The following is a 24,871-nucleotide window of genomic DNA, read 5'->3' as shown; positions in this document are numbered from 1 at the left end:
CCGGGAAGAGGTTTAATCTTGCAGCCAAGGCAGCGCATGCCAGCGCCAGCCGCCGCTGTGGCCGCGCTGCTGATGTGCATCAAGGTCGCCCTCGAAGCCTTGTGCGATATTGAAGACCTGCGTAAAACCCGCCTTGGCCGCCGCTTCAGCCGCCAGGGCCGAGCGCTTGCCGCTGCGGCACAGCAGCACCACGACGGCTTCCTTGCCGCCCACCTTCGCTTCCAGCTCGCGCACAAAGCGGGGGTTGCGGTTCATGGCCGTGCCGGTCGCCCACGCCACATGCAGCGAGGCGGGCACGTAGCCGACAAAAGTGCGTTCTTCGTTGGTGCGCACGTCGACCAGCACGGCTTTTCCGGCCTGCACCAGCTGCCACGCATCCTGCGCGCTGACGATGCCCGCATACGGCAAGCCCTGCGCCTGCGCCTGGCTGCGCGCGAGATGGAGTACTTCGTCAAACGCCGCCTCGCCATGCGCGGCGCGGGGATCGAAAATCAGTTCTGCAGCAGCCATCTGTCCACCTCTTTATTCCGTCGTCAAAAACCAGCACGAGTCCACTGTAGCGAACTTATGTTGTTCGGAAAACAAATTAAAAAGAGTTTGGAAAGCTGAAAAACAGATATGGGGACTACGCGCGGAGCGTCCGCATATGGGCTCAGACCCTCACGCGCGTTGGCGCCAGGCTTTGCGTCAGCTGTGTTGGGGGGTTGACCCCAGCCCTCGCCTGCTCTGCGTCAACGCTCAACCAGCGCGGCGGCGCTCGCGCAGCAGAAAACGCGCTGGGTCGATCGCAGCAGCCAGTTGCGCCTCGACAGGCAGCGGCTCCCCCTCCAGCTGGCAAGCCAGCAGCTCGGCCGCCAGCGGCGCCCAGATCAGACCGCGCGAGGCGTAGCCCAGCAAGCCAAACAGGCCGGGCCAGCGCGGCACGTCGCGCAGGCGCTCGCAGCGGCCCGGCACGCCCGGGTCGGGCAAGGCGCCGGCCAGCGGCAAGCGGTCGGGCGCCACGCAGCGAAAGCCCGTGCGCCCGGCCAGCGGCGCGTCGAACGGGGCGACGTCCAGGATGTCGGCGATCTTCGCGATATTTTCCTCCTGGCTCGACGGGCGCAGCTTGGCGTCCGCGTCCGCATCGTAGCTGGCGCCCACGCAGACAATGTTCTGCTGCGCCGGCGTCATGTAGGCTTCGCGGCAGACGACGAACGGCAGCGCTGGCAAGCTGCCTGCGGCCAGGTGCGTGACCTGGCCGCGCACGGCGTCGAGCGGCAGGCCGGCCGCCTGTTCAAAGGCTACGGCGCCCGTGCCGGCCGCCAGGATGACGTTGGGCGCCGCCGCGATCAGGGCGCCTTGCGCATCGCGCACCAGCCACTCCTGATCGCCACGTTCCAGGCGCAGGGCGCTGCTGGAAAAACGCCGCGTGAGCAAGGCGCCGCAGGCGTCCAGCATGGCCGCGCAGACGGAAGACGGGCGCGCCCAGCCGCCCTGCTCGAACCACCAGGCGCCATCGGGCGCCGGCGCGCCCAGCATGGCGGCCGCCTCGGGCGCCTCCAGCCAGCGGGCGAATTCGCGCGGATACAGGCCGCTGGCGGCGATCTGCCGCTGCACGTACGCGTGTTCTGCATCGCGCGCCAGCTGCAGCACACCGCATTGCGCCCCATCAAAGACGGCGCCGATGCCGCCCAGGTCTTGCCAGTAGCGCAGCGAGTACAGGTAGGCGGCGCGCACCAGGCGCGTGGCGATATTGTCATCCTTCGACAACTGCGGCATGAAGATGCCGGCCAGGTTGCCCGACGCCTCGCTGGCCGGCTGCGCGTGGCGTTCGACCAGAGTCACCTTCCAGCCGCGCGCGGCCAGCCGTTCGCAGGCGGCGGCGCCGGCCACGCCCGCGCCGATGACGATGGCGCGCCGCTCGGGCGCCACGGCGCTCACGGATTCTCCGCGCCGGGCGTAAAACACGGCGCGCAAACGGCTCTCGTCAAACACGAAACCATGCTGTTGCAGGGCCGCGCGCTGCGCTTCCTCCAGGTGCACCGCTTGCAGGCGGGCGCCATCGGCCATCAGGCGCGCCAGCACCGGCGTGGCGGCCGGCACCCAGGCCAGGTGCACTTCATCGACTCGCGCCGACAATTGCGCCAGGCAGGCATCGGGCTCGCCGATCAGCACATCGAGTGTGACGAGGCCGTCGCGCGCGACCATGCGGTGCAGGCCAGGCACGCAGGGCGGCCATTGCGTGCGCCACTCCTCGGGCAAGTGGCTGGCGTCGACGGGCCGCGGCGCCAGCGCGATGTAATGCAGGCGGCGCCCGCCATGCGCGGCACAGGCGGCGCGCAGGCGGGCGCCGTCAAAATCCGTGTCGAGCAGGACGTGTGCGCGGCGCATCAATGCCCCGCGCGGCAAAAGCAGGCGGGCGCGTGGTCGTTGACCATGCCGATGCCCTGCATGTAGGCGTAGATGATGGTCGAGCCGACGAACTTGAAGCCCCGCTTGAGCAAGTCTTTCGACAGTTTGTCGGACAAGGCCGTCTTGGCAGGGAATGCGCCGGGCTGCCAGCTGTTGACGATGGGCTGGCCATCGACATACGCCCACAGGAAGCTGTCCAGGGTCTGGCCTTCCGCGCGCAGGCGCAGGTAGGCTTGCGCATTCGTGATGGCAGCCGCCACCTTCAGGCGGTTGCGCACGATGCCGGAGTCCGCCAGCAGCTGCGCCACCTTGTCCGGGCCGTACGCGGCGATCTTTTCCGCATCCCAGTCGTCGAAGGCGGCACGGTAGGTGTCGCGCTTGTTGAGGATGGTTTCCCAGCTCAGGCCAGCCTGCGCCCCTTCCAGGTTCAGCATCTCGAACAGCCTGCGCTCGTCGTGGCAGGGCACGCCCCACTCCGTGTCGTGATACGCAAGGTAGCGGGGATTGGCCGGATTGGCCCAGGAGCAGCGGGTAATGGTCATGGTCGTCGTCTTCATGTGCAGGCAAGTCCCAGTATAGATTATCGGCCGCGCAGGATGCGCCCCAATTCAAGCAGGCCGTGCGCCATCTCGGCCGGGGGAATGGCCGCAAAGCCCAGCAGCAGCCCGGGCGGCGTGGCGCACTCGGGGCCCGCCGCCGGGTCGGCATAGTGGCCCAGCGGGCGCAGTTCGATGCCCCGCGCCAGGCCCGCGCGCGCCACCGTTTCTTCATCGTGGCCGCCGCGAAAATACGCGCACAGTTCCAGGCCGCTGTCGGCCGGGCCGCACGCGAGCTGGTCGTCGAGTTCGCGCGCCAGGCCGCGCACCAGCAGGTCGCGCCGTTCGGCATTGCTGTCGCGCGTGCGGCGGATATGCCGGCCAAAGTGGCCCTCGGCGATGAAGTCGGCCAGCGCCATCTGGGGCACGATGGCCGTGTGGCGGTCCATCACGGCCTTGGCCTGCACCAGCGCTTCGGCCAGCGCGGGCGGCGCCACCATGTAACCGAGGCGCAGGCCGGGAAACAGCACTTTCGACAGGGTGCCCACGTAGACCACGCAGCCGGCCCGGTCCAGGCTTTGCAGCGAGGCCAGCGGCGCGCCCGTGTAGCGGTATTCGCTGTCGTAATCGTCTTCCACCAGCCACGCTTTATTTTGCGCGGCCCAGGCCAGCAAGGCCAGGCGGCGGGGCAAGCTCATGCTCACGCCCAGCGGCATCTGGTGCGACGGCGTCACGTACGCCAGCTTCGCCTGCGGGCAATGCGCCACGCCATAGGCCACGTCCAGCCCCTGCGCATCGACGGGAACGGGAAACACGCGCGCGCCGGCCGCGCGCAAGGGGCCGCTGGCGCCCCGGTAGCCGGGCGACTCCATCCAGGCGGCGTCGCCGGGCGCCAGCAGGATGGTCGACAGCATGAACAGCGCCTGCTGCGAACCGGAGGTGATGACGATCTGCTGCGGCGTGCACTGGACGCCGCGCGACGCCTTCAGGTACACGCACAGCAGTTCGCGCAGCGGCAGGTAGCCGGCCGGGTCGCTGTAGCCGAACTGGTGGTCGGGCCGGCGCCAGCGCCGCGCTTCCAGGCGGTTCCACACGTCAAATGGAAAATGGTCGATGCGCGGCATGCCGACGCGGAAAGCGCGCAGCGGCCCCCGGTGGAACGCCACCTGGCGCATGGCCGCCACCACGCCCTGACCGCGCGCCGACAAGGGCCGCAGCAGGCCGGGCGTAGCGGCCGGCGGTACCGGCAGTGGCACCTCGCGGCTGACAAAGGTGCCGCGCCCGACGGCGCCATCGAGGTAGCCTTCAGCCGTCAGCAGCGCATACGCATTGAGCACCGTCTGGCGCGACACGGCCAGCAGGCGGCAAAAATCGCGCGTGGGCGGCAGCTGCATGCCGGGACTCATGCGGCCATCGAGGATGGCCGCCTTGATGGCCGCATACAGCTGGCGGAACAGCGGTTCGCTGGCGCCGCGCTGCAGCGGCAGGGTGGCGATGAGCTGGTTCAGGTGGGAAGCTGGCATAGTGTGGCTCTCGAATTGGTAGCTTCAAGATAGCACTTATTGGCTGTTTTAAATAGCCAAGACTGGCGCTAAGATGGCGCATCCCCTTCTACTCTTGCGGAGCATCCATGCATCAGTTTTTCGCCACCGTGGCCTGGCAGCGCGACGGCCAGGATTTCGCCGGCCAGCGCTACAGCCGCGGCCATGAATGGCAGTTCGACGGCGGCCTGACGGTACCCGCCTCGTCGTCGCCCCTGTCCGTGCCGCTGCCCATGTCCGTGGCGGCAAATATCGACCCGGAAGAGGCGCTGGTGGCCGCCACGTCGAGCTGCCACATGCTGTTCTTCCTGTCGCTGGCAGCGCAGCGCGGCTACGTCATCGACGACTACCGCGACGCCGCCGTCGGCGAGCTGGGAAAAAATGCCGCGGGCCGCCTGGCCATGACGCGCATCGTGCTGCGTCCGCGCATCGCCTTCGCGGGAACGCCGCCCTCGCCCGAAGCGCTGGCCGCCCTGCACCACGACGCGCACGAGCGCTGCTACATCGCCAATTCGCTGACGGCCGACGTCGTCGTGCAAGGAGCCCATTGAATGTACACGCCCGCCACCTTCCGCGAAGAGCGCCTCGACGTGCTGCATGGCCTGATCGACGCGCATCCGCTGGGCGCGCTGGTGCGCCACGGTGCCGATGGCCTGTGCGCCGACCATCTGCCGTTCGAGATCGCCGCGCCCACGCCCGAGGCGCCATTCGGCATCCTGCGCGCCCACGTGGCGCGCGCCAACCCGCTGTGGCGCGCCGCCGGCGGAAACGATGAGTGCATGGTGATCTTCCAGGGGCCGCACGCCTACATCACGCCCGCCTGGTATGCGGAAAAGCAGCGCAGCGGCAAGGAAGTGCCCACCTTCAACTACGCGGTGGTACACGCGCACGGCCCCCTGCGCGCCATCGACGATGCGGCATGGCTGCTGGGATTGGTGGAGCGGCTGACGGCGCGCCATGAGGCAGATCAAGCCGCACCGTGGAAGGTGGGCGATGCGCCGGCCGACTATATCGACAAGATGCTGAAAGCCATCGTCGGCATCGAAATTCCCCTCACGCGCCTCACGGGCAAATGGAAGCTGGGGCAGAACCGCAGCATGCAGGACCAGGCCAGCATGGCGCATGGCCTGACGCTGGACCATCAACCCGGCGCAGCGCAGGCGCTGGGTGCGCTGATCGCCGCCAACGTCACGTCAGCCAGCTGACGGCCGCCGAAAATGTCAGGAACGACAGCGCCGTCGAGACGAGGATGATGCGGGCGATGCGCGCCGTCGCTGTGCTCCCGATGATGCGCAAGGCGCGGGGCGCGCCCCGGGACGTTGAGTGTTCCCTCACGTCAGCCAGCTGACGGCCGCCGAAAACGTCAGGAACGACAGCGCCGTCGAGACGAGGACGATGCGGGCGATGCGCGCCGTGTTCGCGCCGAAGCGCTCCGACAGCAGCGAGACGTTGCTGGCGCTGGGCAGGCAGGCCACCAGCACCATGCAGGTCAGCGCGAACGGCTCGAGCGGCGCGCCCAGCGCGATGGCCGCGTGGCCGATGCCCCACACCAGCAACGGATGCAGCAGCAGTTTTTTCAGCGCCACCGGCACATATTCCCCCAGCGGCGCCGGGTCGCTCGTGCTCATCTGCGAGCGGGCCAGCACGGCGCCGATGGTAAACAGTGCCACGGGAGAGGCGGCATCGGCCAGCAGGCCCACCGTCTGCATCAAAGGCTTGGGCAAGGCCAGCTCCAGCCATGACGACAGGGCACCGAGCACGATCGCCCACGGCATCGGGTTGCCCGCCATGCCCTTCATGGCGTTGACGACGGCGGCGCGGCTGCCATGCGCGCCGCCGCTGCCGATGCGCGACAGGGCGATGCACAGCGAACTGGTGATGAGCATGTCGACGATGATGGTGACGATGACGGGCCCCGAGGAGCGGGGGCCGAGCAGGGTCAATAGCAGGGGCACGCCCATGAAGCCCGTGTTCGGGAAGGCCGCCACCAGCGCGCCGAAGGCCGCATTGTTCCAGTCGATGCGGTGGCTCAGGGTCATGGCGGTGGTGACGCCTACCATGATCAGGGCGCACAGCAGGTACACGCCGAACACGCTGGCGTCGAGCAGCTGCGCGATGGGCGTGGCGGCGCCGAAACGGTACAGCATGCACGGCAGCGCGAAGTACAGGACAAAACTGTTCAAGCCGCCGATGGCGGCCAGCGGCAGCAGCCTGCGCCGCACGGCCAGGTAGCCGCACAGCACCAGGGCGAAGAAGGGAAAGGTGATGGCGAGGATGGTCAGCATGAAGCGCCATTGTAGCGCGCCGCACTGGCTGGTCGCCTGGCGCAAAAAAAGGCCGCTCGCGCGGCCCAAGGAGGTTTCGGAGAAAACGCCGGTCGCCGGCTATGGCTTGAGCTGCGCGCGGATCTCGCCGGCCGGATACGCGGCGCTGTGCACGTTCACGTACAGGTTGCCGGCCTGGTAGCTCGCATACTGGGGCGGCGTGAGCATGGTGCCGTCCGGCACGGCAAACATGCCGGCGCTGGTCTGCATCAGGGGCACGATGACGGGGCCGTTGGCGCCAGCGGGCGCTTCATGGATATGCGCGACGGTGGCCACCATGCCCGTGTAGCGCACGACGCCGCTGACGCTGCGGTCGTGGCCGACGCGGATATTGCTGCTGCCGCTGGCCATGCTGGTATTGGCCGGCACTTCCTGCGCGCCCGTCAGGGTGACGTCATGGCCGCCCGGGTGATGCGGGCCATGGGAACAGGCGCCCAGCAGGGCGGCCAGCGCCAGCACGCTGGCGGCGCGGCATACGTGTTGTGGCAAGGTGGTCATGGCAGTACTCCTTCAACGGACATCGGGTCGCGGATGGCGTCCTGCCCCGCACAACCGGGCCTGCGCCGCACTGGTGTCACGCAAAAAAACTTGCTGTAGCGTGAGAATAACGCCATACCGCCGTGCCCGCTTTGCTTTGCGCCAAACTTGCTGCTCGCCTGCCAGCGCGACTTCAGGCCAGGTGCCCTTCCGCCACCCAGCCCCGGTTGGCTGGCGCTGCCTTGGGCTTGGGCGCGATGCCGCTGCTTTTTTCCGCATCGAGGATGATGCTGCGCATGCTGTCGCTGGCGGCCGGCCCGGGCGCGAACGCGTAATACTCGTCATTGATGGGCAAGCCCGTCGTCGCATCGACCAGCACCGGATCGGCGGCCAGGCCCGTGTCGCGGCTGGCGATGACGAGGCTGGCGCCTTCGGGCGCGAAGTTCTCGTTGCCCCAGGCGATAAACGCCAGCAGGACGGGCTTGAAGGCGCGCCCGGACTTGGTCAGCACATAGTCGTAGCGGGGCGGCTTGGCGCAATACAGGCGGCGTGTCATCAGGCCCCCTTCCACCAGGTCGGCGAGGCGGCGCGTCAGGATGGTGGGCGCGATCTTGAGGCTTTTTTCAAATTCGTCGAAACGCGTCTTGCCATAAAACGCTTCGCGCAGGATGAGGATGCTCCACCATTCGCCCACCTTGCCCAGGCTGCGAGCGATCGGGCAAGGCAAATTATTAAAGTTGGTATGTTTCATGACCATCTCCTCACATTGATTCAACACAACAATCGAAAAGTCTTTCAGTTGCAACACGGAAACTTAGTTACTATCATTTTGCAAGCGACCTGCTCATCCCGGCAGCGGCGTGAAAATACGCAAAAACTCACACTTTCCTGTTTCAAGTACAATCATGGCTGGTTCTGCTCTCCCAATCCCGGTGCGAAAAACGGTGTCAGCCACGCCTTCCAGCGCTGCTGCCCACGCCCGTTTTTCACTCACTGCGTTCACGATGACCCCTTTGAAGCTTGCCGTACTGCCTGCCCTGTTCGCCCTGTCCCTTTGCCAGACCACCACCGCCGGTACCGTCTCTTCCGCAACGCTCCAGGCCACCTTCGTCGTCCACGAAGCGTGCACGGTCGTCTCGCAGCGCGGCGGCACCCAGGTGCGCTGCCAGCACAACACGCCCTACCTGCTGCTCCAGCAGACAACGCCGTCGGGCGCCGGCCTCGTCACCGTCACGTTCTAAAAATAAATCGTTGCCGTCACCGTGTCCTTGTAGTCGCCGGGACGCGGCGACACCTGCGCCGGCACGCGGCCGTAAATCGTCAGCGGCACGCTGGCGCCCGTGCCCGTGCCTGTCACCATGCTGGTGCCTGCCGTGCCATCACCCCACAGCGGGCCATCGAGCGTGGCGGACAGCAGGTAGCTGACCTTGTCCGTCGTTACAATGTTTTTCATTTGCCGGTTCGCCACATTGGCCGCCACGCTGCCGCCGTTCAGGGCAATCTGGTACGCATTGTTATTCACGCAGCGCACGGACAAGGTGCTGGTGCTGCGCAAGTTGCCCGTCAGGATGGAGGCGTTCGCGAACGCCATCGGACTGGCCGCGATGGTGCAGTCGTTGACGGCCGTGGCATTCACCGTGAAACCGAAGCTGCCGCTGCTGGCCGAGCAACCCTGCAGGTTGATCAGGCCATAGGTCGTGTAGGTGTACGTGCCCACGCCGGCAAAGCTCGACGTATAGACGGTATTGGCGTTGCCCACCGTCGGCACGGCGGCCAGGGCCGTGCCGGCAGGAATCTTCGCGTACACGGTAAAGGTGGTGGAATACGTGCCGGGCGGGGCCAGCAAGCCGGCCGACAGGATCATGCCGAAGGTCGACGGCGCGCCCGCCACGCCGGCGCCGCCCCAGATCTTCGCCGTGGCATACGAATTGTCCACGTACACGTTGTACTCCATGCGATTGGTGCCGTTGCCCAGCTTGCGCGGCAGGGCCGAAGTGGAATTCGTGCCCAGCCCCAGCGAGATGCACACTTGCGCGTTCGGCGTGAGCAACTGTCCCAGGTTCAGCGATGAAAACAGGCAGCTGAAGGTGCCCGTGGCCTGCGCCACGTAATCGGTGCCGGAAATCGGGCTGACGGCGCCAAAATCGATATTCGTCATGCTGACCGTGCAGGTATCGGCCGCCTGCGCCACGCTGCCCCAGGCGCAGCCCAGCAGCAGGGTCAGCCATAGCAGCAGGCGGCGCATCAGCGGCCCGCCCCGGCGCTGGCGGCGGCTGCGCAACGCAGCGGCCCGATCACGGGCAAGCCGCCCGCCGCCGGGCGCACATAGGAAAACCGCACCGTGCACGTACTGTCGCCCTCGCCGACTTGCAGCTGATTCTGCTCGCGCAGATCGTCGACGAACACCATGCCGTCAAATCCCACCACCGTCTGCTTGCCGCTTTGCACATGCAGCACGGGCAAGCCCGTGGCCAGCGGCTTGCCATCGGCGCCTTGCACGATGACGGTAGCGGCGCTGTAGCGTTCGACGGGAAAGGCCGCCAGCACGCCGGCCAGGTGTTGCGGCACGACATTGATATTAGTCACGGGCACGCGCGCATCGACGTCGAGGTCCTCCGTGGCGATGCTGATCTGGTTATTGCCGTAGGGATTCAAATTCGGCACCAGCAGATAGCCGCTCCCGCCCGTCACGCCGATCTGGCGGTTTTCATGCAGCACAGGAATATTGCCCACGCCGCCCGTGGAAACCAGCGCAAAACCGTTGCCCACCTGGCGCGCCGCCTCGATATGCCCATCCATCAGCACCAGCGCGCCGGCCGCGCCCAGCGAGGAAGCATTGCCCATGCTGCTGCTTTGCGTGCGCGCAGTCACGCGGCCGTCATTGCCCAGGTATTCCACTTGCGCTTGCCGGTAGGCATTACGACCCACCGTGCCAGCCTGCAAGTTCCAGCCGAAGCCGCCGCCAAAGTCCGCCGCGCGCTGCGCGCTGACGCTGCGGCCGCTTTCGCCGTTTTGCCGGCTGTCGCTCGTGCTGATGGCCAGATTGTTGTCGAAGGCCATGCTCAGGCCGACATAAAAGCCCCGCTTCTCGCGTTGCCGCAAATCCTGGAACAGGCTGGCGTTCAGGAACAGGCCGTGGAACAGGGTCGCCGAATAGCCCAAGGTGGCCAGCTTCGATGGCGGCGCGCCGGGGGTGCGGTAGCCAATATAACTGCTGCTGATGCTGCTTCCCGCCGGCAAAGGCAGGCTCACGGTGACGCGGTCCGCCGCGCGCACGACAGGGCTGCCATCGCGCGAGGCCAGGTCGCCAAACCCGGCGCTGGCGCGCACGCTTTGCACATCGATGCTGAAGCGCGGCCCCATGTACTGGTAGCCGGCGCCCAGCTGCGCACCACGGCTGCGGCCGGCGCTGGCCGACAGCGAGCCGCTGAGCACGCCCGCCTGGCCCAGCCGCACCAGCGCGCCCGCCCCCGCCTGGTACAGGCCGGCAGCCAGTTCCGCATGGCCTTCGATGGTGAAGCTGTCGCTGACGCCATGGCGGCCGGACGCGCTGGCAACCAGTTGCCGCTCGTAGCCGAACAGGCGGCGGCCATAGTCCCGCCGCACGGCGCCTGCCTCGACCGAGTAATCGCTCAAGCCGCTGGCCAGCATGCGCGTATCGACATACAGGGGCAGCACGGTCGTCACGCTGCGTCCCAGGGCATCGCGCGTGATGAGCGTGGCTTGCCCCGCGCCATTGATGCCGGCCACCTGGTTCAGCACGAATGGACCGCTGGGCACGCTGGCCGCATATTGCTGCACGCCATTGACGTACAGGCTCAGCGACGATGGCACGAGCGCCGTGCCATCGACGGAGGCGACGGGAAACGTCAGCAGGTCGGGGCGCAGCTGGAAGTTCTTGCGCCACTGCACGCCGCCCACGCGCACGGCGCGGCTCCAGCTGAGCGACGAGGAAATCAGGTCGCCCACCTGCCACGTTTGCAGGGTCTCCGGGTCGGCATGGCTCCAGAAGGTGTCGAAGCGCATGTACTTGCGCTGGTCCGACCCCAGGTTCACGGTGCCGGTATTGCTGAAAACGCCGCTGTCATTGAAATAGCGCAAATCATTGAACAGGGCGGCACGCCGCGTCTGCCCCAATTCCGTATAAGCTTCGTAATTGAGGACGGCACCCGGCGTGACGCGCGATGGCGGCGTCTGCGCCGCCGTGCGCGCGCTGATGCGGTACGGCGCGCGCAAATCGTCCGCCACCTGCAGCGACACGCTCTGGCGCGCCGCATCATAGTCATAGCTGAGTCCGGGAATCGCGTCGAGCGCCACCTCGGTCTGACCGGGTGCGCCCAGGCGCGCGGGGTCCAGCCCCAGCTGCTGCAAGTTCGCCACACTGCTGCGCAAGCCTTTGCCCACCTGGGTAAAGCGCAAGATCAGCCCGGTTGATTCAGCATTCACAGTTACCTCCAGATACAGTTCATTCGGCGCCATCGGATCGCTGGGCAAGCTGGCCGGTCCCGGATCGGCACCCGTCCCGGCGGCCGCTCCATCGGCCCTGGCCACCGGTGCCATGGCCAGCAACAGCAACAGCAAGGATGCCAGTGCGCGTCTCATGGTTTAACCCGGCCGTGCCCATGCCCACGACGCGCGGCAAGCCCGCCTGCCATGGCGGCCCGTTTCAAGGTGTCGAATTCGTGGCAACGAGCGCCTTTGCGTTCACGTTGACCGCAATACTCAACGGTCCATCCAGTTCGGCCTCCCTGGCGACGGGCAGGCGCCAGACGCGCATGCGTGCCGCCAAGACATAGCCAAACAGCCCCTTGCTGATGACAAACTCCTTGCCCGCCTGGTTCGTCAGCGTCATCGCCCCGATCTGCGCATGGAAATTGCCGCTATTCTTGACACGCAACATCCACTCGCCCCGCTCGCGAAAGACTTGCCAGTCGAGTATTTCCTTGCCCGGCGCACCGGCCGGCAGCACGAACACGGGCACCGAGTAGCGCAGACGGATATCGACGCCGCTGCGGCCCGCCTCATCCTCGCGGCTGACTTCATCGATGAGCACGCGGTACGTCTTTTCCTGCGCAACGGGGCCGGCCTGGGCGTGCACGAGGCGGATGGTCTGCCGGCTGTTGGCGGCGATTTCGACGATCGGCGGACTGGCCACCAGTTCCTGCGTGGGCGCCAAGGTTTCCTCGCCATCGCGCTGCTCCCAGGCAAACACCCGCACCTGCCCGTAGATGGGCTGGTCGCCGAGATTTTGCAGGTTGATGCCCGCGGCATTCTGTGCGGCGCGCAAATTGAGCGTCACCGGCGAAATCTGCAGATTGGCGCCATTCGCGCCTGCGGCACAGCAAGCCAGCAGCGCCAGCACGCTTTTCATCAGGGAGGCGGCACGGGCCTTCACGCAGCGCCTGGCTTAAAAGTACACGGTGGCCGTGATGGTCGACTTGTAGGTATCGGGCGCCGGTGTCGCTTGCGGCGGAATATTGCCGTACACCGTGATCGGCTGCGATGAGCCATTGCCGGTGCCGCCGACGGTATTCGTGCCCTGGGTATCGCCCCACAAGGTGCTGCCGGCCGTCTGGTACAGATTGAATTGCACCGTCCCCAGGTTGCCGCCCGTGCCGCTCATGTAGCGCGTGGTGCCGGTCGAGCCGGTGCCCGAGCCGGCCGTCAAGCCCACGTTGTACAGCGTGGTGTTGGTGCAGGTGACATTCACGGTCGTATTGACGTTCACGGCAGTAGCCAGTACACCCTGACTTTGGCCAAAGTCGAGATTGGCCGCCGCGATGGTGCAATTGGCGATGATTTTCAGGGTGACGTCAAAGGTCGCGGTGTTGCTGCCGTTCAGATACACGGCGGCATCGGCCTGGCCAGGGACGAAGGCCGTACTGGCCATGGCGACACCGGCGACAGCGATCAAGCGGGGGAAAATAACTCGCAACATGATACCTCCTGATGATGGAACATCATTAATGAGCCCGCCAATTTGAGGGGCATCGAGGATAGTCACGGTATTGCCGGCGTTTTCTTGGGCACGCAAACCAGGACGACAAAATACTTGTGCCGAGAGTCAGGAAGCCGGGGACTCCGACATTTTTTGCGGCATTGGCAAAACAGATTTTTTGGCAATCGACATTGCTTAAAATCAATGCATGAATGAATTATTGGCGATCTGGGAAATCCGCGCTTCTTCTCGCGGAGAAACATCTTTTGAAATACGAGAAAAGCAGAAAAAAAAGAAAAAGCGAGGCATAATAAGCCACAACTTGCTATTTGGTTAAGTCATCCATGCCATGCCATTGACCAGCGAAACCATCAAAAAGAACATCTTGATCGTGGACGATTCCGCGTTCGAGCAGCGCATGCTGATGGAGCTGCTCAGCGAGCAGCCCTACCGCTTCAGCATCGCCTTCAATGGCTACCAGGGCTACCAGCTGGCATTGGCCACGCATCCCGACCTGATCCTGCTCGACGTGCGCATGCCCGAGATGGATGGCTACACGGCGTGCCGTTTGCTCAAGGCCAATCCCGAGACGGAACAGATTCCCGTGATCTTTCTCAGCGGCGCCGACGCCGCCAAGGAGCGCGTCATGGGCTTGCAGGTGGGCGGCGTCGATTACATTTCGAAGCCCTTCCTGCCGGAAGAACTGGCCGCGCGCATCCATATCCACCTGGGATTGATGCGTAAAAGCAACAGTACCTTACCGGCGGCGACACCGATCAGCGACCGGCAGCAGCATCCGGACCTGGTGTTCGTCAATGCCGTCAAACAACTCATCCTCGACAACCTGGGCAGCCTGCCCAACCTGTCCGAAATCGCCCGCAGCGTGGGTACCTACCGCGAAAAGCTGACCCTGATGTTCCGCGAGCAGACGGGCATGACGGTCTTCGCCTTCATCCGCGAAGCGCGCATCGCCCGCGGCGTGGAACTGCTGCAGCAAACGGACATCGACGTGCAGGATGTCGCCCTGCTGATCGGCTTCCACAACGCGGGCAACTTCGCCACGGCCTTCCGCGAACGCATGGGCATCACGCCCAGCGCCTACCGCCAGCGCCTGCATGAGCAGACGGGACAGCGGCAGGCGGCGGGCGGTTAGAACTTGTAGTTCAGCTTGAGCGAGGCAAAGCGGCCGCGCGGATCGGCTTGCGTATAGTCAAAGCCCGAGGCCGAGTAATCCCACGGCGCGCGCTTGTTGGCCAGGTTTTGCACGATGAAGGTAACGTTCGCCGCTGGCGTGACTTGCCAGCTGGTGGTCACGTCGAACGTGCTGAAGGCGGCCACCGATTCATCGAGATGCGTATTTTGCGCATAGCTGCCCACGTAATTCCAGGTGAGCGTGGACGACCACTTGCCCTGCTCCCAGGTGGCCGAGGTGACGCCGCGCCATTTCGGGATGGAGCCGAAATAATTGGTGCCGGCGCCATCGGTGAGCGGCGCGCCGTCCGACAGCGGTTCGGCAAAGCGCAGCACGCGGCTCAGCTGGCCGGCCAGGGTCAGCTTGCCCCAGTCCTTGTCGACGAAGCGCTGGCGCAGGTCCAGGTCGATGCCGGACACTTCGCGCTGGCCCTGGTTGCGGTACTGGCGGTACAGGGTCGTGATGCGGCCATCGGCGTCGCGCGTGATCTTTTGCGGCGCCGAAGCTTCGTTGGCCAGCGTGGTGGTGGCGCTTTCCGTGCCGATCACGCCATCTTGCCTGATGCGGTAGTAATCGAGGCCGATGCTCGAACTGCTGGTGGGCGAGACCACCACGCCCAGGTTCAGGTTATTCGACCGCTCCGGGCGCAGCGCCGTATTGGCGATGGTAATGGCCGTCACGCCGCGCGTCTGCGTCGGTGTGACGGGGTCCTTCGGATCGAGCACGCTGACATAACTGACGGCCGTGCTTTGCGTAATTTCCGGCAGCGACGGCGCGCGGAAGCCGCGCGACACGGTGCCGCGCACCAGCAGCCACGGCGCCGCCTGGTAGCGCGCGCTGGCCTTCGGCGAAAACGCATTGCCGAAATCGCTGTAATGGTCGGCGCGGCCCGCCAGGTTGACGGACAGGTCTTTCACCACCGGCACGTTAAATTCGGCAAACAGGGCCGACACGCTGCGCGAGCCGTTGATGATGTTGATCGCCGGGCGCAGCTCGGTGCCGGACAATACCGCTGTCGAGGTTTGCGAATCCATCTTTTCGCGGCGCCACTGCGCGCCGGCGGCAAAGCCCAGCGGACCGGCCGGCAACTGCCACAAATCCTTCGCGGCCGAGAAATCGACGGTGTCGAGCGTCGACTCGGCCGGACGCAGGGTCGACAGGCGCAGGCGGTTGCGCACCGCTTCGCTGTTTTGCGTTTGATCAAAGAAGTTATAGCTGCCGTCGGCCAGCACCTGCTGGAATTCGTAGCGGTTGACGAAGTTCTGCACTGTTTCCTCCAGCTTGCTGCTGGAGTGGCCTACGGCCGCATCCCAGTCCCAGCCCGCCAGCGTGCCCTTGACGCCCGCCAGCGCGCGGTAGAACGTGACCTTGTCCTGCTTCAGGCGCGGTCCCAGGTCGAACAGGGTGGCCGTGAACGGCAGGGGCGTAGCGCCCGGATTGTTCGGATGGCCGACAGGCAGCACGACGGGTATCGTGTCGAGCGCCTGGGTGGCGTTGTTCCACACGCGCGTGGCATTGTTCACCGTCAATGGCGCGCTGAAGGTCTGGTCGGCGCGCGAGTAACTGTGCAGCAGGTCGACATACGCTTCCGTGTCCGCATTCAGTTTGAAAGTGGCACGCGCGGCCGTGTGCACGCGCTGGATGCCAGGAATCAGGGTTTTGTAGGGCGACGGGTTATACGCCAGCACTTGTCCCGTCTTGCCGGGCGTGATGTCGCCATAATTAACCAGCTGCAATGGTCCGCGCACGCCGCCCAGGGTCTTTGTCGGGTCCGTGCCCGCATAGTTGGTGATGGCCCAGCCCAGGCTGCCACGCTGCTGGTTGCGGAAGTCCGCATCGCGCATCCACGCCACGTCGCTTTGCTGCAGCTTGTCGCGCTGCTGCGCATCGACCGAGAAGACCAGGCTGTAGCCATCTTCCTCGAGCTTGCCGAAACCCGTCTGCAGCGCCGCGCTCTTTTCATGCTGGCCCGTGCCTTCGGTCGAGCCGCCCCACTGCGCCGTGATGTCCGTGCCCGTGAATTCCTTGTACAGGATGATGTTGACCACGCCGGCCACGGCGTCGGAACCATAGACGGACGAGGCGCCGTCCTTGAGCACCTCGATGCGCTGCACGGCCGCCATCGGCAGGCTGTTCAGGTCGACAAAGGTTTCCTGCAGGTTTTGCGCCGTCGCATAGCTGGCCACGCGCTTGCCATTGACCAGGATCAAGGTATTTTTCTGGCCGATGCCGCGCAGCGACAGGCCCGAGGTGCCGGCCGAGAAACTGCCCGTGTATTGTTCGTTGTAGCTGTTGCCGCTGTTGGCCGAGATGGCGCGCAGCACATCCGACACGCTGGTCTTGCCGCCGGCTTTCAATTCCTTGGCCGTGATGACTTGCACGGCGCTGGCGCCCTCCTTTTCGCTGACGCGGATATTCGATCCGGTGACGTTAACGCGCAGCATTTCCTCCTCCGCATGGGCGAAGGCAGGAAAGGCGGCGGCGATGGCAAGACTGATGGCGAGTGGTTTGAACATGGTTTCCTCTTATTGGGATTGCAGCCTTTTCCAGATAAAAAAGGCCGAGCAGGGGCACGCGGGCTGGGTGGGCCTGCGGGCAAAACGACGACGGGGGTGTGAAGGAGTTACAGGATGCGTGGACGGGCACGCACCGGCATCCACTGCGCCATGCATTGCATGGTCAGCTGGTGCCGGGCGGCATAAAAACAGGGAGAAAGACTAAAACGCAACATAAAAGACACCGGTAAGCGGGGAAAGGCCACTATATCCCGGCGTCTTTATGGCGTGAACGAATTAAAAATTGATTGTATATACGATTTAAATCTAAGGACTTGGTCTTTGGCAATATCAAGCGTCGGCCATCGCCTGCGGCGCGGCCGCCGCGCGGCGCGCCTGCACGCCCCACCAGTACCAGGAAATGACGGCATTGACCCAGTAAGCCGCATACAGCACGGCCGTCAGGTGCAGGCCGCGGCTGTAGTAGAGCGGCACGGCCACGGTGTTGACCAGCAGCCAGAAAGCCCAGGTCTCGATGCGCCGGCTCATCAGCAGAAATTGCGCAATGATGCTAAATACCAACACTGCCGAATCGATGAAGGGCGCGTAGGCATTCGTAAAGCGGTGCAGCAGCATGCCGTAGATCACCACGGAGGCGATGCCGGCCGGTACCACCCAGGCCAGGCTGCGCCAGCCCGCGCGCGTGATCGGCAACGGTTTGCCGCCCGCGCCGCGCCGCCATTGCAGCCAGCCGATGACGCAGGTGACGATGAAAAACAGCTGCAGCATCACGTCGGCGTACAGGTTGACCTGGAAAAACAGCACGGCGAACAGCACGCAGCCGACGATGCCGATCCACCAGGAATGAATGTTGTTGCGTCCAGCCAGGATGATGGAGGCAGTCATCAAGACATTGGCGGCGATTTCGAGCGGGGGAGTCAAGCGGATTTCCTTTGAATGAAGGCAGGCCGCCACTATAGCCCATTTGATATCCGCAACCGGCCATGCACTGCTTGACTTTCGTGGCCATTCTGGCAAATTGGCAAGCAGTACCCCTTGAACCACTGCGGAGATGTTCCATGCGCTTGCGCCACGTGCTGCTTGCGGCAACGCTGCTCGGCAGCGTCCTGCCCGCCCTGGCCTGCCGCATGACGATGGCGCTCGAGCAATGGCCGCCATACCTGTATCGCGACGCCCAGGGCAACTATACGGGGCTGGACCTGGAATTACTGCGCGCCATCTTCAAGGAAGCGCGCTGCACCTTGCTGACCGTGCCCGAACTGCCCACGGCGCGGCGCCAGCTGCTGTTCCAGAAAGGGGGACTGGACCTGATGCTGGCCGCGTCCGAAACGCCGGAACGCCAGTCCTATGCCCGCTTCTCCCTCTCGTATCGCGATGAAGCCGTCGGCGTCTTCGGCAAGGCTGGCACGCCCGCCGCGCAGCGCCATGTCGGCAGTTTCGGCCAGCTGGCGCGCGGCAAGTCTACCCTGCTGGCGCCCAAGGTGGGCTGGTATGGGGCAGACTATGCGGCGGCCCGTCCGGCAATGGAAAAAGACGGCCGCCTGAACACCTTCGGCAGCTTCCAGCAGGGGTTGCGCATGCTCGACGCGGGCCGCGCCGATCTGCTGCTGGGCGACGTGCTGGCCGTGCGCCACGAAGCGCGCCTGCAGGGCGTCGCCTTGACCGCCCTGCCCTTCCTCGCCCTGCGCGCGCCCGTGCACCTGATGCTCAATGCGCACAGCACCAGCACGGCCGACTTGGCGCGCCTGAACGCCGCCATCACGCGCCTGGAGCAGCGCGGCGTGCTGGCGGCGATACGCGCCCGCTACGACGCGCCGTAAGGCGCTCAGCCCTTGCTGGCCGCTTCCAGGATTTCCAGCTTCGTCTCGCGGCCATTCTTTTGCACGCCCTGCGCCTTGTCGTAGCTTTCGATCAGGGCGCGGTACGGCGGCACGATGTGATCCGTCATGATGGCGGCGAAATCCATCGCATCGGCGCGGTTCCAGGTGCTCATCACTTCAGCCAGCACGGCATACGTGTCGATCGGCACGGCGCCGGCCTGCGTGACGCGCGCCATGGTGATGTCGGTGGCCATCTTCGACCAGTTGCCGGAGGCATCGATGATGGCAAACACCTTGTAGCCGGCCGCCAGCGCACTGATGGTGGGGAAGGCCATGCACACGCTGGTGAGCGTGCCGGCGATCAGCAGGGTCTTGCGGCCCGTCTTTTCGATGGCCTCGACCCAGGCCGGATTGTCCCAGGCGTTGATCTGCCCCGTGCGCGGGATGTAGACGGCATCCGGGTTGAAATGGTGGATCTCCGGGATCAACGGGCCGTTCGGGCCGTCGGGCACGGAAGCGGTGGTAAACGTCGGCATATTGGCCAGGCGCGACAGCTTGGCCAAGGCCGTGACGTGGCCGCGCAGCACGTGCTGCTCGATGTCGCGCACCAGCTGGAACAAGCCGCTCTGGTGGTCGATCAGCAGCATGACGGCGTCGTCGGGATCGATCATCGGTGGCAAACCTTGGAAGTTGGCGGGGGTGCTCATGGTGGTCTCCTGAAAAACCATGCCGCGGGATGCGGCACGGGTACTGCACAAATTAATGACACAAACTACGTCGCGATACGGGCGAAGCGGCCGCTGTTGAAATCCTCGAACGCCTGCGCGATTTCCGCTTCGGTGTTCATGACGAAGGGGCCATGGCCGACGATGGGCTCGTCGATCGGCTCGCCGCTCAGCAGCAGCACCACGGCGTCGCTGTTCGCCTCGATGCTGATGCTGTCGCCGTCGCGCCCGAACAGCGCCATCTGCGCTTCGCGCACCACGCTCTCGCCATTCACCAGCACCGTGCCATGCAGGACGATGAGCGCCGTGCTCCAGCCTGGCGTGACGGGCAATTCCGTCAGCTTGCCCTGGGCCAGGCGCACATCCCACACCTGCATCGGCGAGAACGTGCGGGCAGGGCCATGCTGGCCGGCGAAATCGCCGGCGATCACGCGCACGGAACCGGCACCGTCGGGCAGCGCCACCGCGGGAATCGTCTCGCTGGTGATGGCCTGGTAGCCGGGCGCCGTCATCTTGTTTTTCGCCGGCAGGTTCACCCACAGCTGCACCATTTCCAGCGTGCCGCCCGACTGCGTGAAGGCAGGCGAATGAAACTCTTCATGCAGGATGCCGGCGCCGGCCGTCATCCACTGCACGTCGCCGGGACCGATCACGCCGCCCTGGCCCGTCGAATCGCGGTGCGCCACTTCGCCCTTGTAGACGATGGTCACCGTTTCGAAGCCGCGGTGCGGATGCGAGCCGACGCCGGGCGGACGCGTGCCGGGCGCAAATTCGGCGGGGCCGGCGTAGTCAAGCAGAAGGAAAGGGCTCAGCTGCTTGCCATGGCCGCTGTACGAAAACATCGAGCGCACGGGAAAACCGTCGCCGACCCAGTGCTGGCGCGGTGCGCTGTAGATACCTGTGACTGTGTTCATCTCGATCTCCTGTTGGGGTTTGCATTACGATGGAGACAGGTTACGCTTGCAACGATAAGGGCGGTAGACGGTAAAATAGGCCATCAGCGTTCTAAAAATAGAACGATCAAGGAGGCGGCATGCAGGATTTGAATGACTTGTATTACTTTGTACAGGTGGTCGACCATGGCGGCTTCGCGCCGGCCGGGCGCGCGCTGGGCATGCCGAAATCCAAGCTGAGCCGGCGCATCGCGCTGCTCGAAGAGCGCCTGGGCGCGCGCCTGCTGCAGCGCACGACGCGGCATTTTTCCGTCACCGACGTGGGGCAGACGTTTTACGAGCATTGCAAGGCGATGCTGGTGGAAGCGGAAGCGGCGCAGGAAGCGATCGAACTGACGCGGGCCGCGCCGCGCGGCACGGTGCGCCTGTCCTGCCCCATCGCCCTGCTGCATACGCTGGTGGGTCCCATGCTGGCCGGTTTCATGCGCGAGTATCCGCAGGTGACCCTGCTGCTCGAAGCGAGCAACCGCCGCGTCGACCTGGTGGCCGAAGGCATCGACGCGGCCATCCGCGTGCGCCCGCCGCCGCTGCCCAACAGCGATCTGGTGCTGCGCGTGCTGGCCGAGCGCAGCCAGTGCATGGTGGGCAGCCCCCTGCTGTTCGGCGACGCCCCCAGGCCAACCGCGCCAGCCGACCTGGCCGACTGGCCCAGCCTGGCCCTGGGCATGCCGCAGCAGCACTACCAGTGGGATTTATACGGCCCCAATGGCGCGCGCGCCCAGTTGCGGCACGTGCCGCGCTTCGTCACGGGCGACATGCTGACCCTGCGCGACGCGGCCGTGGCCGGCGTGGGGGTGGTGCAGCTGCCGACCATGATGATCACCGAACAGGTGGCCGATGGCAGCCTGCTGCCGCTGATGGGGCAGTGGCGGCCGCAGCGAGAAATCATCCACGCCGTCTTCCCGTCGCGGCGCGGCCTGCTGCCGGCCGTGCGCGCGCTGATCGACTACCTGGCGCACAGCTTCGCCGCGCTGGGGGAGGAGTGACGGTTTTCAGGTACGATGGCGTACTCCCGAATCGTCTGGATACCGCATGCGTTTATTGATTCTGTCGGACCTGCACCATGAGTTATGGCGCGACGAAGCGCCGCAGGGCGACCTCGCGCTCAGCTGCCCCGACGCCGTGATTCTGGCCGGCGACATCGATACGGGTTCACGCGCCGTCGCCTGGGCCGCCACCGCGTTTGCGGGCCTGCCCGTGCTGTACGTGCATGGCAACCACGAAGGCTATGGCCACCACCTCGACAAGGTGCGCCAGGAGCTGCGCGCGGCCTGCGCCGCCACGCCGAACGTGCATTTTCTCGACGCCGATACCCACGTCATCACCGACCCGGCAGGCAACGCCGTGCGCTTCCTGGGCGCCACCCTGTGGACGGATTTCCGCCTGCTGGGCGACGACACGCGGCAAGCGGCCATGCGCGACGCGGAAGCCGTCATGAACGACTACAAGCGCATCCGCCTGGCCAACATGGGCTTTCGCAAGCTGCGCGCGGCCGATACGGCCATGTTCCACGCGCAGCAAAAAGCCTGGCTGGCGCGCGAACTGGCGCAGCCCTTCGACGGCCGCACGGTGGTCATCAGCCATATGGCGCCGTCGCTGCGCTCGGTCGACGATGCCTACGGCAGCGAGGGCTGCTCGCCCGCCTACGCCTCGCGCCTGGACGACCTGGCCGCGCAGGCGGACCTGTGGGTGCATGGCCACATTCACGTCTCGCGCGACTACCGCATCGGCCCGTGCCGCGTCGTAGCCAACCCCTGCGGCTACAAGACGCGCAGCGGCACGCCGCAAAATCCCCAGTTCAACCCGAACTTCATCGTCGAACTGCCCCCGCGCTAATCCTCAGGCTTCAAACGCCCCGCCAGCAGTTGCTGCAGGCGGTGCTTGCCGGCCCGGCGCGCCGCCCGTGGCGAGGCCTCCGACTGGTGCGCGCCGGCGCCGCCGCGCAGCCTGGCGGCCGCCACCAGCGGATTGCGCGGCTTGGACGGGGCTTTCACTTTGATCTTCATGGTTTCTCCTTTCAGCCCTTGATGCAGACGACCTGGCGCAAGGTATGCACCACTTCCACCAGGTCGCTCTGATGCGCCATGACGGCGTCGATATTTTTATAGGCGGCGGGGATTTCGTCGATCACGCCGCCATCCTTGCGGCACTCGATGCCAGCCGTCTGCTCGGCCAGGTCGAAGCGGTTGAAGCGGCGCTTCGCCTCGCTGCGGCTCATGCTGCGCCCCGCCCCGTGCGAGCAGGAGCAGAACGATTCCGGCTTGCCCTTGCCACGCACGATGAAGCTGCGCGCGCCCATGCTGCCGGGGATGATGCCCAGCTCGCCCTGCCGCGCCGAAATGGCGCCCTTGCGCGTCACATATAAATCCTCATTGCCATGCGTTTCGCGCGCGATGTAGTTGTGGTGGCAGTTGATGGCCTCCCCGTCCAGCCGGAAAGGCGGAGCAAACTTCGCCAGCACGTCGAGCACGCGGCGCATCATTTCGCTGCGGTTGAGCAGCGCGTAATCCTGCGCCCAGTCCACCGCCTCCACGTAGTCGTCGAAGACCGTGGAACCTTCACTCAGGTACGCCAGGTCGGCGTCCGGCAGCTGCAGCTGGTGGCGCCGCATGTCCTTCTGCGCGGCAGCGATAAAGTAACGGCCGATCACGTTGCCGATGCCGCGCGAACCCGAATGCAGCATGATCCACACCCGCTGCTCCTCGTCGAGGCAGATTTCAATGAAGTGATTGCCGCCCCCCAGGGTGCCGGCCTGGCAAATCCACGTGCGCTCGAACTGGCGCAACATCTTGGCAATGCCCCGGTGACGCTCGACGATGCGCGCCAGGCGGTCGCCGAGCGGCCGCACGGCGCGCGCCTGGCGCGAGCCTTGCACGCGGCTCCATTCGTGCTGCTCGAAGCCGACGGGCACTTCCGCTTCGATGGCGCTGCGCAGGCGCGCCAGGTTGTCGGGCAGGTCGCTGGCCGTCAGGGTCGTGCGCACTGCATTCATGCCGCAGCCGATGTCGACGCCGACGGCTGCCGGGATGATGGCGCCGCGCGTAGGAATCACGCTGCCGACGGTAGCGCCGATGCCGGCATGCACGTCGGGCATGACCGCCACATGCGGATGGACGATGGGCAGGCTGGCAATATTGTGCAGCTGGCGCAGCGCCTGCGCGTCGATATCGTCGGTAAAGATATGCACGGGCACATGGGCGCCGTGCAATGTCTGATGGATGGGCATAACGTCTTCCTTGGTATTGTCGTTATGCCGGGGCCCCTATGAAACAAAAAAACCCCGGCGAGTTTCCTCACCGGGGCTTTGAAGGACACCGGCTCGGGATCGGCAATGTGCCGATGGCCCCGAGCGTCATGCACGGGGCTAGTGGTAGTACAACTTGCTGCCAGCCTGCTCGAACATGGGTTTCCTTTCTTTTGTTTGGTTAATCTCAACTGCGGATGCCGATTCTGCACCTTATGCTGCGGTGCGTCAATCCTTTTTCATGGTGAAGACGCCAACGTTGTTATTTTGTCGCAGCCGCTTTTTCCTTCGCGATGCGGGCATCGAGCTTGGCTTCATTTTTTGCCGCGTAGTTGCTGCACGCCTGCGCATCGATGAAGGGATTCGGCGTGACGCCTTCGAGCAATTGCGTCAGTTTAAGGTCGCCGCCGGAGTGGTCGGGGTGGGCCGAGATCAAAATGTCGCACGGCAGTTTGGCAAAGTCCTGCATGACGCGGCGGAAGGCCGGCGTCAGGTCCCCATGGCGCTCATCGCCCAGGTAGTGAAAATCGTCGGCCGCCACCGGCGTGAGGCTGGCGCCGAACACAACGTTCAGGCACTCCTGACGCTCGGCATCCTCGCACGAGACCCAGGTCCAGCTGGTGCTGCCCGGCGTATGGCCAGGCGTGTAGCGCGCCGTGATGGTCACCTCGCCCAGTTGCAGGGTTTCGCCATCGGCGATCTCGCGCACGTTTTCCACGGCCGGCATGGGATCGATTTCGCCCGCTTGCGGATCCATGGCGAGTACCGAGCCCGCCCGCAGCGCCTGCGCACCGAGCGGACTGGCGACCACTTGCGCGCCGCTGTCGCGGGCCAGGGCGGCGATGCCGCCCGAATGGTCGAAATGCGCTTCCGTATTCAGGATGAACTTGATGTCTTCCAGGCGGAAACCCAGCTCGAGGATATGTTCCTTGATGGCGGCCACCGATTGCGGCAGCGCGCCATCGATCAGGATCAAGCCTTCGCGCGTGTCGATCAGCACCACGCTCAGGCCGCCCACGCCCACGTAATACGTGTCGCCGTGGATGCGCGCCGGCTGCTGCGGACGGTTCCACTGCGCCGCATACGGCGAAGCGATCGGCTGCGTCAGGGGATCGATGGCAGGCGTGACAGCATGCGCCGTCAACGGCAGCGCCATGGCGGCCAGCGCGATGCCGAGCAAGGTCTTGGGAAGGAAGAAAGGCGGCATGCGGCTC

27 protein-coding genes are annotated in these 24,871 nt (G+C 65.4%); 7 read left to right on the top strand and 20 right to left on the bottom strand.

Annotated features, from left to right (window positions below; translation table 11 throughout):
* Positions 1 to 12: 12 nt before the first annotated feature.
* The 4 genes from AC1RJW_RS09010 to pdxR form a co-directional block, all read right to left on the bottom strand.
* Positions 13 to 510: a rhodanese-like domain-containing protein gene (locus AC1RJW_RS09010; protein ID WP_493044618.1), complete on the bottom strand. Its 498-nt coding sequence runs from the start codon at positions 508 to 510 to the stop codon at positions 13 to 15.
* Between the two features lie 228 nt (positions 511 to 738).
* Positions 739 to 2,370: an FAD-dependent 5-carboxymethylaminomethyl-2-thiouridine(34) oxidoreductase MnmC1 gene (gene mnmC1 / locus AC1RJW_RS09005; RefSeq protein WP_493044617.1), complete on the bottom strand. Its 1,632-nt coding sequence runs from the start codon at positions 2,368 to 2,370 to the stop codon at positions 739 to 741.
* The gene (locus tag AC1RJW_RS09000) at positions 2,370 to 2,933 is read right to left on the bottom strand and encodes a DNA-3-methyladenine glycosylase I (protein WP_493044616.1); all 564 of its coding nucleotides are present in this window, start codon (positions 2,931 to 2,933) and stop codon (positions 2,370 to 2,372) included. Before AC1RJW_RS09000 ends, mnmC1 begins: the two co-directional genes overlap by 1 nt.
* A gap of 38 nt (positions 2,934 to 2,971) precedes the next feature.
* Positions 2,972 to 4,450, bottom strand: a complete 1,479-nt coding sequence (gene pdxR / locus AC1RJW_RS08995; protein WP_493044615.1) for a MocR-like pyridoxine biosynthesis transcription factor PdxR — start codon at positions 4,448 to 4,450, stop codon at positions 2,972 to 2,974.
* Positions 4,451 to 4,557: 107 nt separating this feature from the next.
* Here pdxR and AC1RJW_RS08990 point away from each other — a divergent pair, with 107 nt between their 5' ends.
* Both AC1RJW_RS08990 and AC1RJW_RS08985 read left to right on the top strand, forming a co-directional pair.
* The gene (locus AC1RJW_RS08990) at positions 4,558 to 5,019 is read left to right on the top strand and encodes an OsmC family protein (protein ID WP_493044614.1); all 462 of its coding nucleotides are present in this window, start codon (positions 4,558 to 4,560) and stop codon (positions 5,017 to 5,019) included.
* Positions 5,020 to 5,673 (top strand): FMN-binding negative transcriptional regulator, encoded by a 654-nt coding sequence (locus tag AC1RJW_RS08985; protein ID WP_493044613.1) that lies wholly within the window; start codon positions 5,020 to 5,022, stop codon positions 5,671 to 5,673.
* Here AC1RJW_RS08985 and AC1RJW_RS08980 read toward each other — a convergent pair.
* From AC1RJW_RS08980 to AC1RJW_RS08960, 5 genes are all read right to left on the bottom strand, one after another.
* Entirely contained in the window at positions 5,657 to 5,803 is a 147-nt protein-coding gene (locus tag AC1RJW_RS08980) for a hypothetical protein (RefSeq protein ID WP_493044612.1), read from the bottom strand. The two genes, AC1RJW_RS08985 and AC1RJW_RS08980, sit on opposite strands and share 17 nt — an antisense overlap.
* Positions 5,800 to 6,753, bottom strand: a complete 954-nt coding sequence (locus tag AC1RJW_RS08975) for an AEC family transporter (protein ID WP_493044611.1) — start codon at positions 6,751 to 6,753, stop codon at positions 5,800 to 5,802. Before AC1RJW_RS08975 ends, AC1RJW_RS08980 begins: the two co-directional genes overlap by 4 nt.
* 99 nt (positions 6,754 to 6,852) lie before the next feature.
* Positions 6,853 to 7,290, bottom strand: coding sequence for a CHRD domain-containing protein (locus tag AC1RJW_RS08970; RefSeq protein WP_493044610.1), 438 nt, complete (start codon positions 7,288 to 7,290; stop codon positions 6,853 to 6,855).
* 172 nt (positions 7,291 to 7,462) lie between these two features.
* Positions 7,463 to 8,020 carry a winged helix-turn-helix transcriptional regulator gene (locus AC1RJW_RS08965; RefSeq protein WP_326457457.1) on the bottom strand — a complete coding sequence of 186 codons (558 nt, stop codon included), beginning with the start codon at positions 8,018 to 8,020 and terminating at the stop codon, positions 7,463 to 7,465.
* 93 nt (positions 8,021 to 8,113) lie between these two features.
* Complete coding sequence (locus tag AC1RJW_RS08960; RefSeq protein ID WP_493044609.1) at positions 8,114 to 8,272, bottom strand: hypothetical protein; 159 nt, start codon at positions 8,270 to 8,272, stop codon at positions 8,114 to 8,116.
* A 1-nt stretch (position 8,273) separates the two neighbouring features.
* On the opposite strand from AC1RJW_RS08960, the gene AC1RJW_RS08955 reads away from it, so the two are divergent.
* Entirely contained in the window at positions 8,274 to 8,510 is a 237-nt protein-coding gene (locus tag AC1RJW_RS08955) for a hypothetical protein (RefSeq protein WP_493044608.1), read from the top strand.
* On the opposite strand, the gene AC1RJW_RS08950 is transcribed toward AC1RJW_RS08955, so the two are convergent.
* From AC1RJW_RS08950 to AC1RJW_RS08935, 4 genes are all read right to left on the bottom strand, one after another.
* Positions 8,507 to 9,514, bottom strand: coding sequence for a Csu type fimbrial protein (locus AC1RJW_RS08950; protein ID WP_493044607.1), 1,008 nt, complete (start codon positions 9,512 to 9,514; stop codon positions 8,507 to 8,509). The two genes, AC1RJW_RS08955 and AC1RJW_RS08950, sit on opposite strands and share 4 nt — an antisense overlap.
* Positions 9,514 to 11,871 (bottom strand): fimbria/pilus outer membrane usher protein, encoded by a 2,358-nt coding sequence (locus AC1RJW_RS08945; RefSeq protein ID WP_493044606.1) that lies wholly within the window; start codon positions 11,869 to 11,871, stop codon positions 9,514 to 9,516. The genes AC1RJW_RS08950 and AC1RJW_RS08945 overlap by 1 nt, the downstream gene beginning before the upstream one ends.
* Positions 11,872 to 11,935: 64 nt before the next feature.
* A complete protein-coding gene (locus AC1RJW_RS08940; RefSeq protein WP_493044605.1) occupies positions 11,936 to 12,664 on the bottom strand; it encodes a fimbrial biogenesis chaperone in 729 nt (242 codons plus the stop codon).
* Positions 12,665 to 12,676: 12 nt separating this feature from the next.
* A complete protein-coding gene (locus AC1RJW_RS08935) occupies positions 12,677 to 13,159 on the bottom strand; it encodes a Csu type fimbrial protein (protein WP_493044723.1) in 483 nt (160 codons plus the stop codon).
* Positions 13,160 to 13,556: 397 nt separating this feature from the next.
* Between AC1RJW_RS08935 and AC1RJW_RS08930 the strand changes: the two genes are divergently transcribed.
* Positions 13,557 to 14,360, top strand: a complete 804-nt coding sequence (locus AC1RJW_RS08930) for a response regulator transcription factor (RefSeq protein ID WP_493044604.1) — start codon at positions 13,557 to 13,559, stop codon at positions 14,358 to 14,360.
* Here AC1RJW_RS08930 and AC1RJW_RS08925 read toward each other — a convergent pair.
* Together AC1RJW_RS08925 and pnuC are read right to left on the bottom strand one after the other, a co-directional pair.
* The gene (locus AC1RJW_RS08925; protein ID WP_493044603.1) at positions 14,357 to 16,915 is read right to left on the bottom strand and encodes a TonB-dependent receptor; all 2,559 of its coding nucleotides are present in this window, start codon (positions 16,913 to 16,915) and stop codon (positions 14,357 to 14,359) included. The two genes, AC1RJW_RS08930 and AC1RJW_RS08925, sit on opposite strands and share 4 nt — an antisense overlap.
* Before the next feature lie 330 nt (positions 16,916 to 17,245).
* Entirely contained in the window at positions 17,246 to 17,836 is a 591-nt protein-coding gene (gene pnuC, locus AC1RJW_RS08920; protein WP_493044602.1) for a nicotinamide riboside transporter PnuC, read from the bottom strand.
* Positions 17,837 to 17,973: 137 nt separating this feature from the next.
* Here pnuC and AC1RJW_RS08915 point away from each other — a divergent pair, with 137 nt between their 5' ends.
* A complete protein-coding gene (locus AC1RJW_RS08915) occupies positions 17,974 to 18,735 on the top strand; it encodes a substrate-binding periplasmic protein (RefSeq protein ID WP_493044601.1) in 762 nt (253 codons plus the stop codon).
* Positions 18,736 to 18,740: 5 nt separating this feature from the next.
* Here AC1RJW_RS08915 and AC1RJW_RS08910 read toward each other — a convergent pair whose 3' ends face one another.
* A complete protein-coding gene (locus tag AC1RJW_RS08910; protein ID WP_217494254.1) occupies positions 18,741 to 19,442 on the bottom strand; it encodes an isochorismatase family protein in 702 nt (233 codons plus the stop codon).
* Positions 19,443 to 19,507: 65 nt separating this feature from the next.
* On the bottom strand, positions 19,508 to 20,374 hold the full coding sequence (locus tag AC1RJW_RS08905) for a pirin family protein (RefSeq protein ID WP_493044600.1): 867 nt from the start codon (positions 20,372 to 20,374) through the stop codon (positions 19,508 to 19,510).
* Between the two features lie 119 nt (positions 20,375 to 20,493).
* Here AC1RJW_RS08905 and AC1RJW_RS08900 point away from each other — a divergent pair, with 119 nt between their 5' ends.
* Entirely contained in the window at positions 20,494 to 21,399 is a 906-nt protein-coding gene (locus tag AC1RJW_RS08900) for a LysR family transcriptional regulator (protein WP_493044599.1), read from the top strand.
* Between the two features lie 46 nt (positions 21,400 to 21,445).
* A complete protein-coding gene (locus tag AC1RJW_RS08895) occupies positions 21,446 to 22,249 on the top strand; it encodes a metallophosphoesterase family protein (RefSeq protein ID WP_493044598.1) in 804 nt (267 codons plus the stop codon).
* On the opposite strand, the gene AC1RJW_RS08890 is transcribed toward AC1RJW_RS08895, so the two are convergent.
* The 3 genes from AC1RJW_RS08890 to bla form a co-directional block, all read right to left on the bottom strand.
* Positions 22,246 to 22,419 carry a hypothetical protein gene (locus tag AC1RJW_RS08890; RefSeq protein WP_226936303.1) on the bottom strand — a complete coding sequence of 58 codons (174 nt, stop codon included), beginning with the start codon at positions 22,417 to 22,419 and terminating at the stop codon, positions 22,246 to 22,248. The two genes, AC1RJW_RS08895 and AC1RJW_RS08890, sit on opposite strands and share 4 nt — an antisense overlap.
* A gap of 11 nt (positions 22,420 to 22,430) precedes the next feature.
* On the bottom strand, positions 22,431 to 23,639 hold the full coding sequence (locus tag AC1RJW_RS08885; protein WP_493044597.1) for an RtcB family protein: 1,209 nt from the start codon (positions 23,637 to 23,639) through the stop codon (positions 22,431 to 22,433).
* 280 nt (positions 23,640 to 23,919) lie between these two features.
* The gene (bla, locus tag AC1RJW_RS08880) at positions 23,920 to 24,864 is read right to left on the bottom strand and encodes a subclass B3 metallo-beta-lactamase (RefSeq protein WP_493044596.1); all 945 of its coding nucleotides are present in this window, start codon (positions 24,862 to 24,864) and stop codon (positions 23,920 to 23,922) included.
* Positions 24,865 to 24,871 lie beyond the last annotated feature (7 nt).

The organism is Janthinobacterium sp. GW822-FHT07A03, assembly GCF_058798815.1.
Note: the sequence above shows the minus strand (reverse complement) of the source record. Positions and strands in the feature narration are given on the sequence as shown.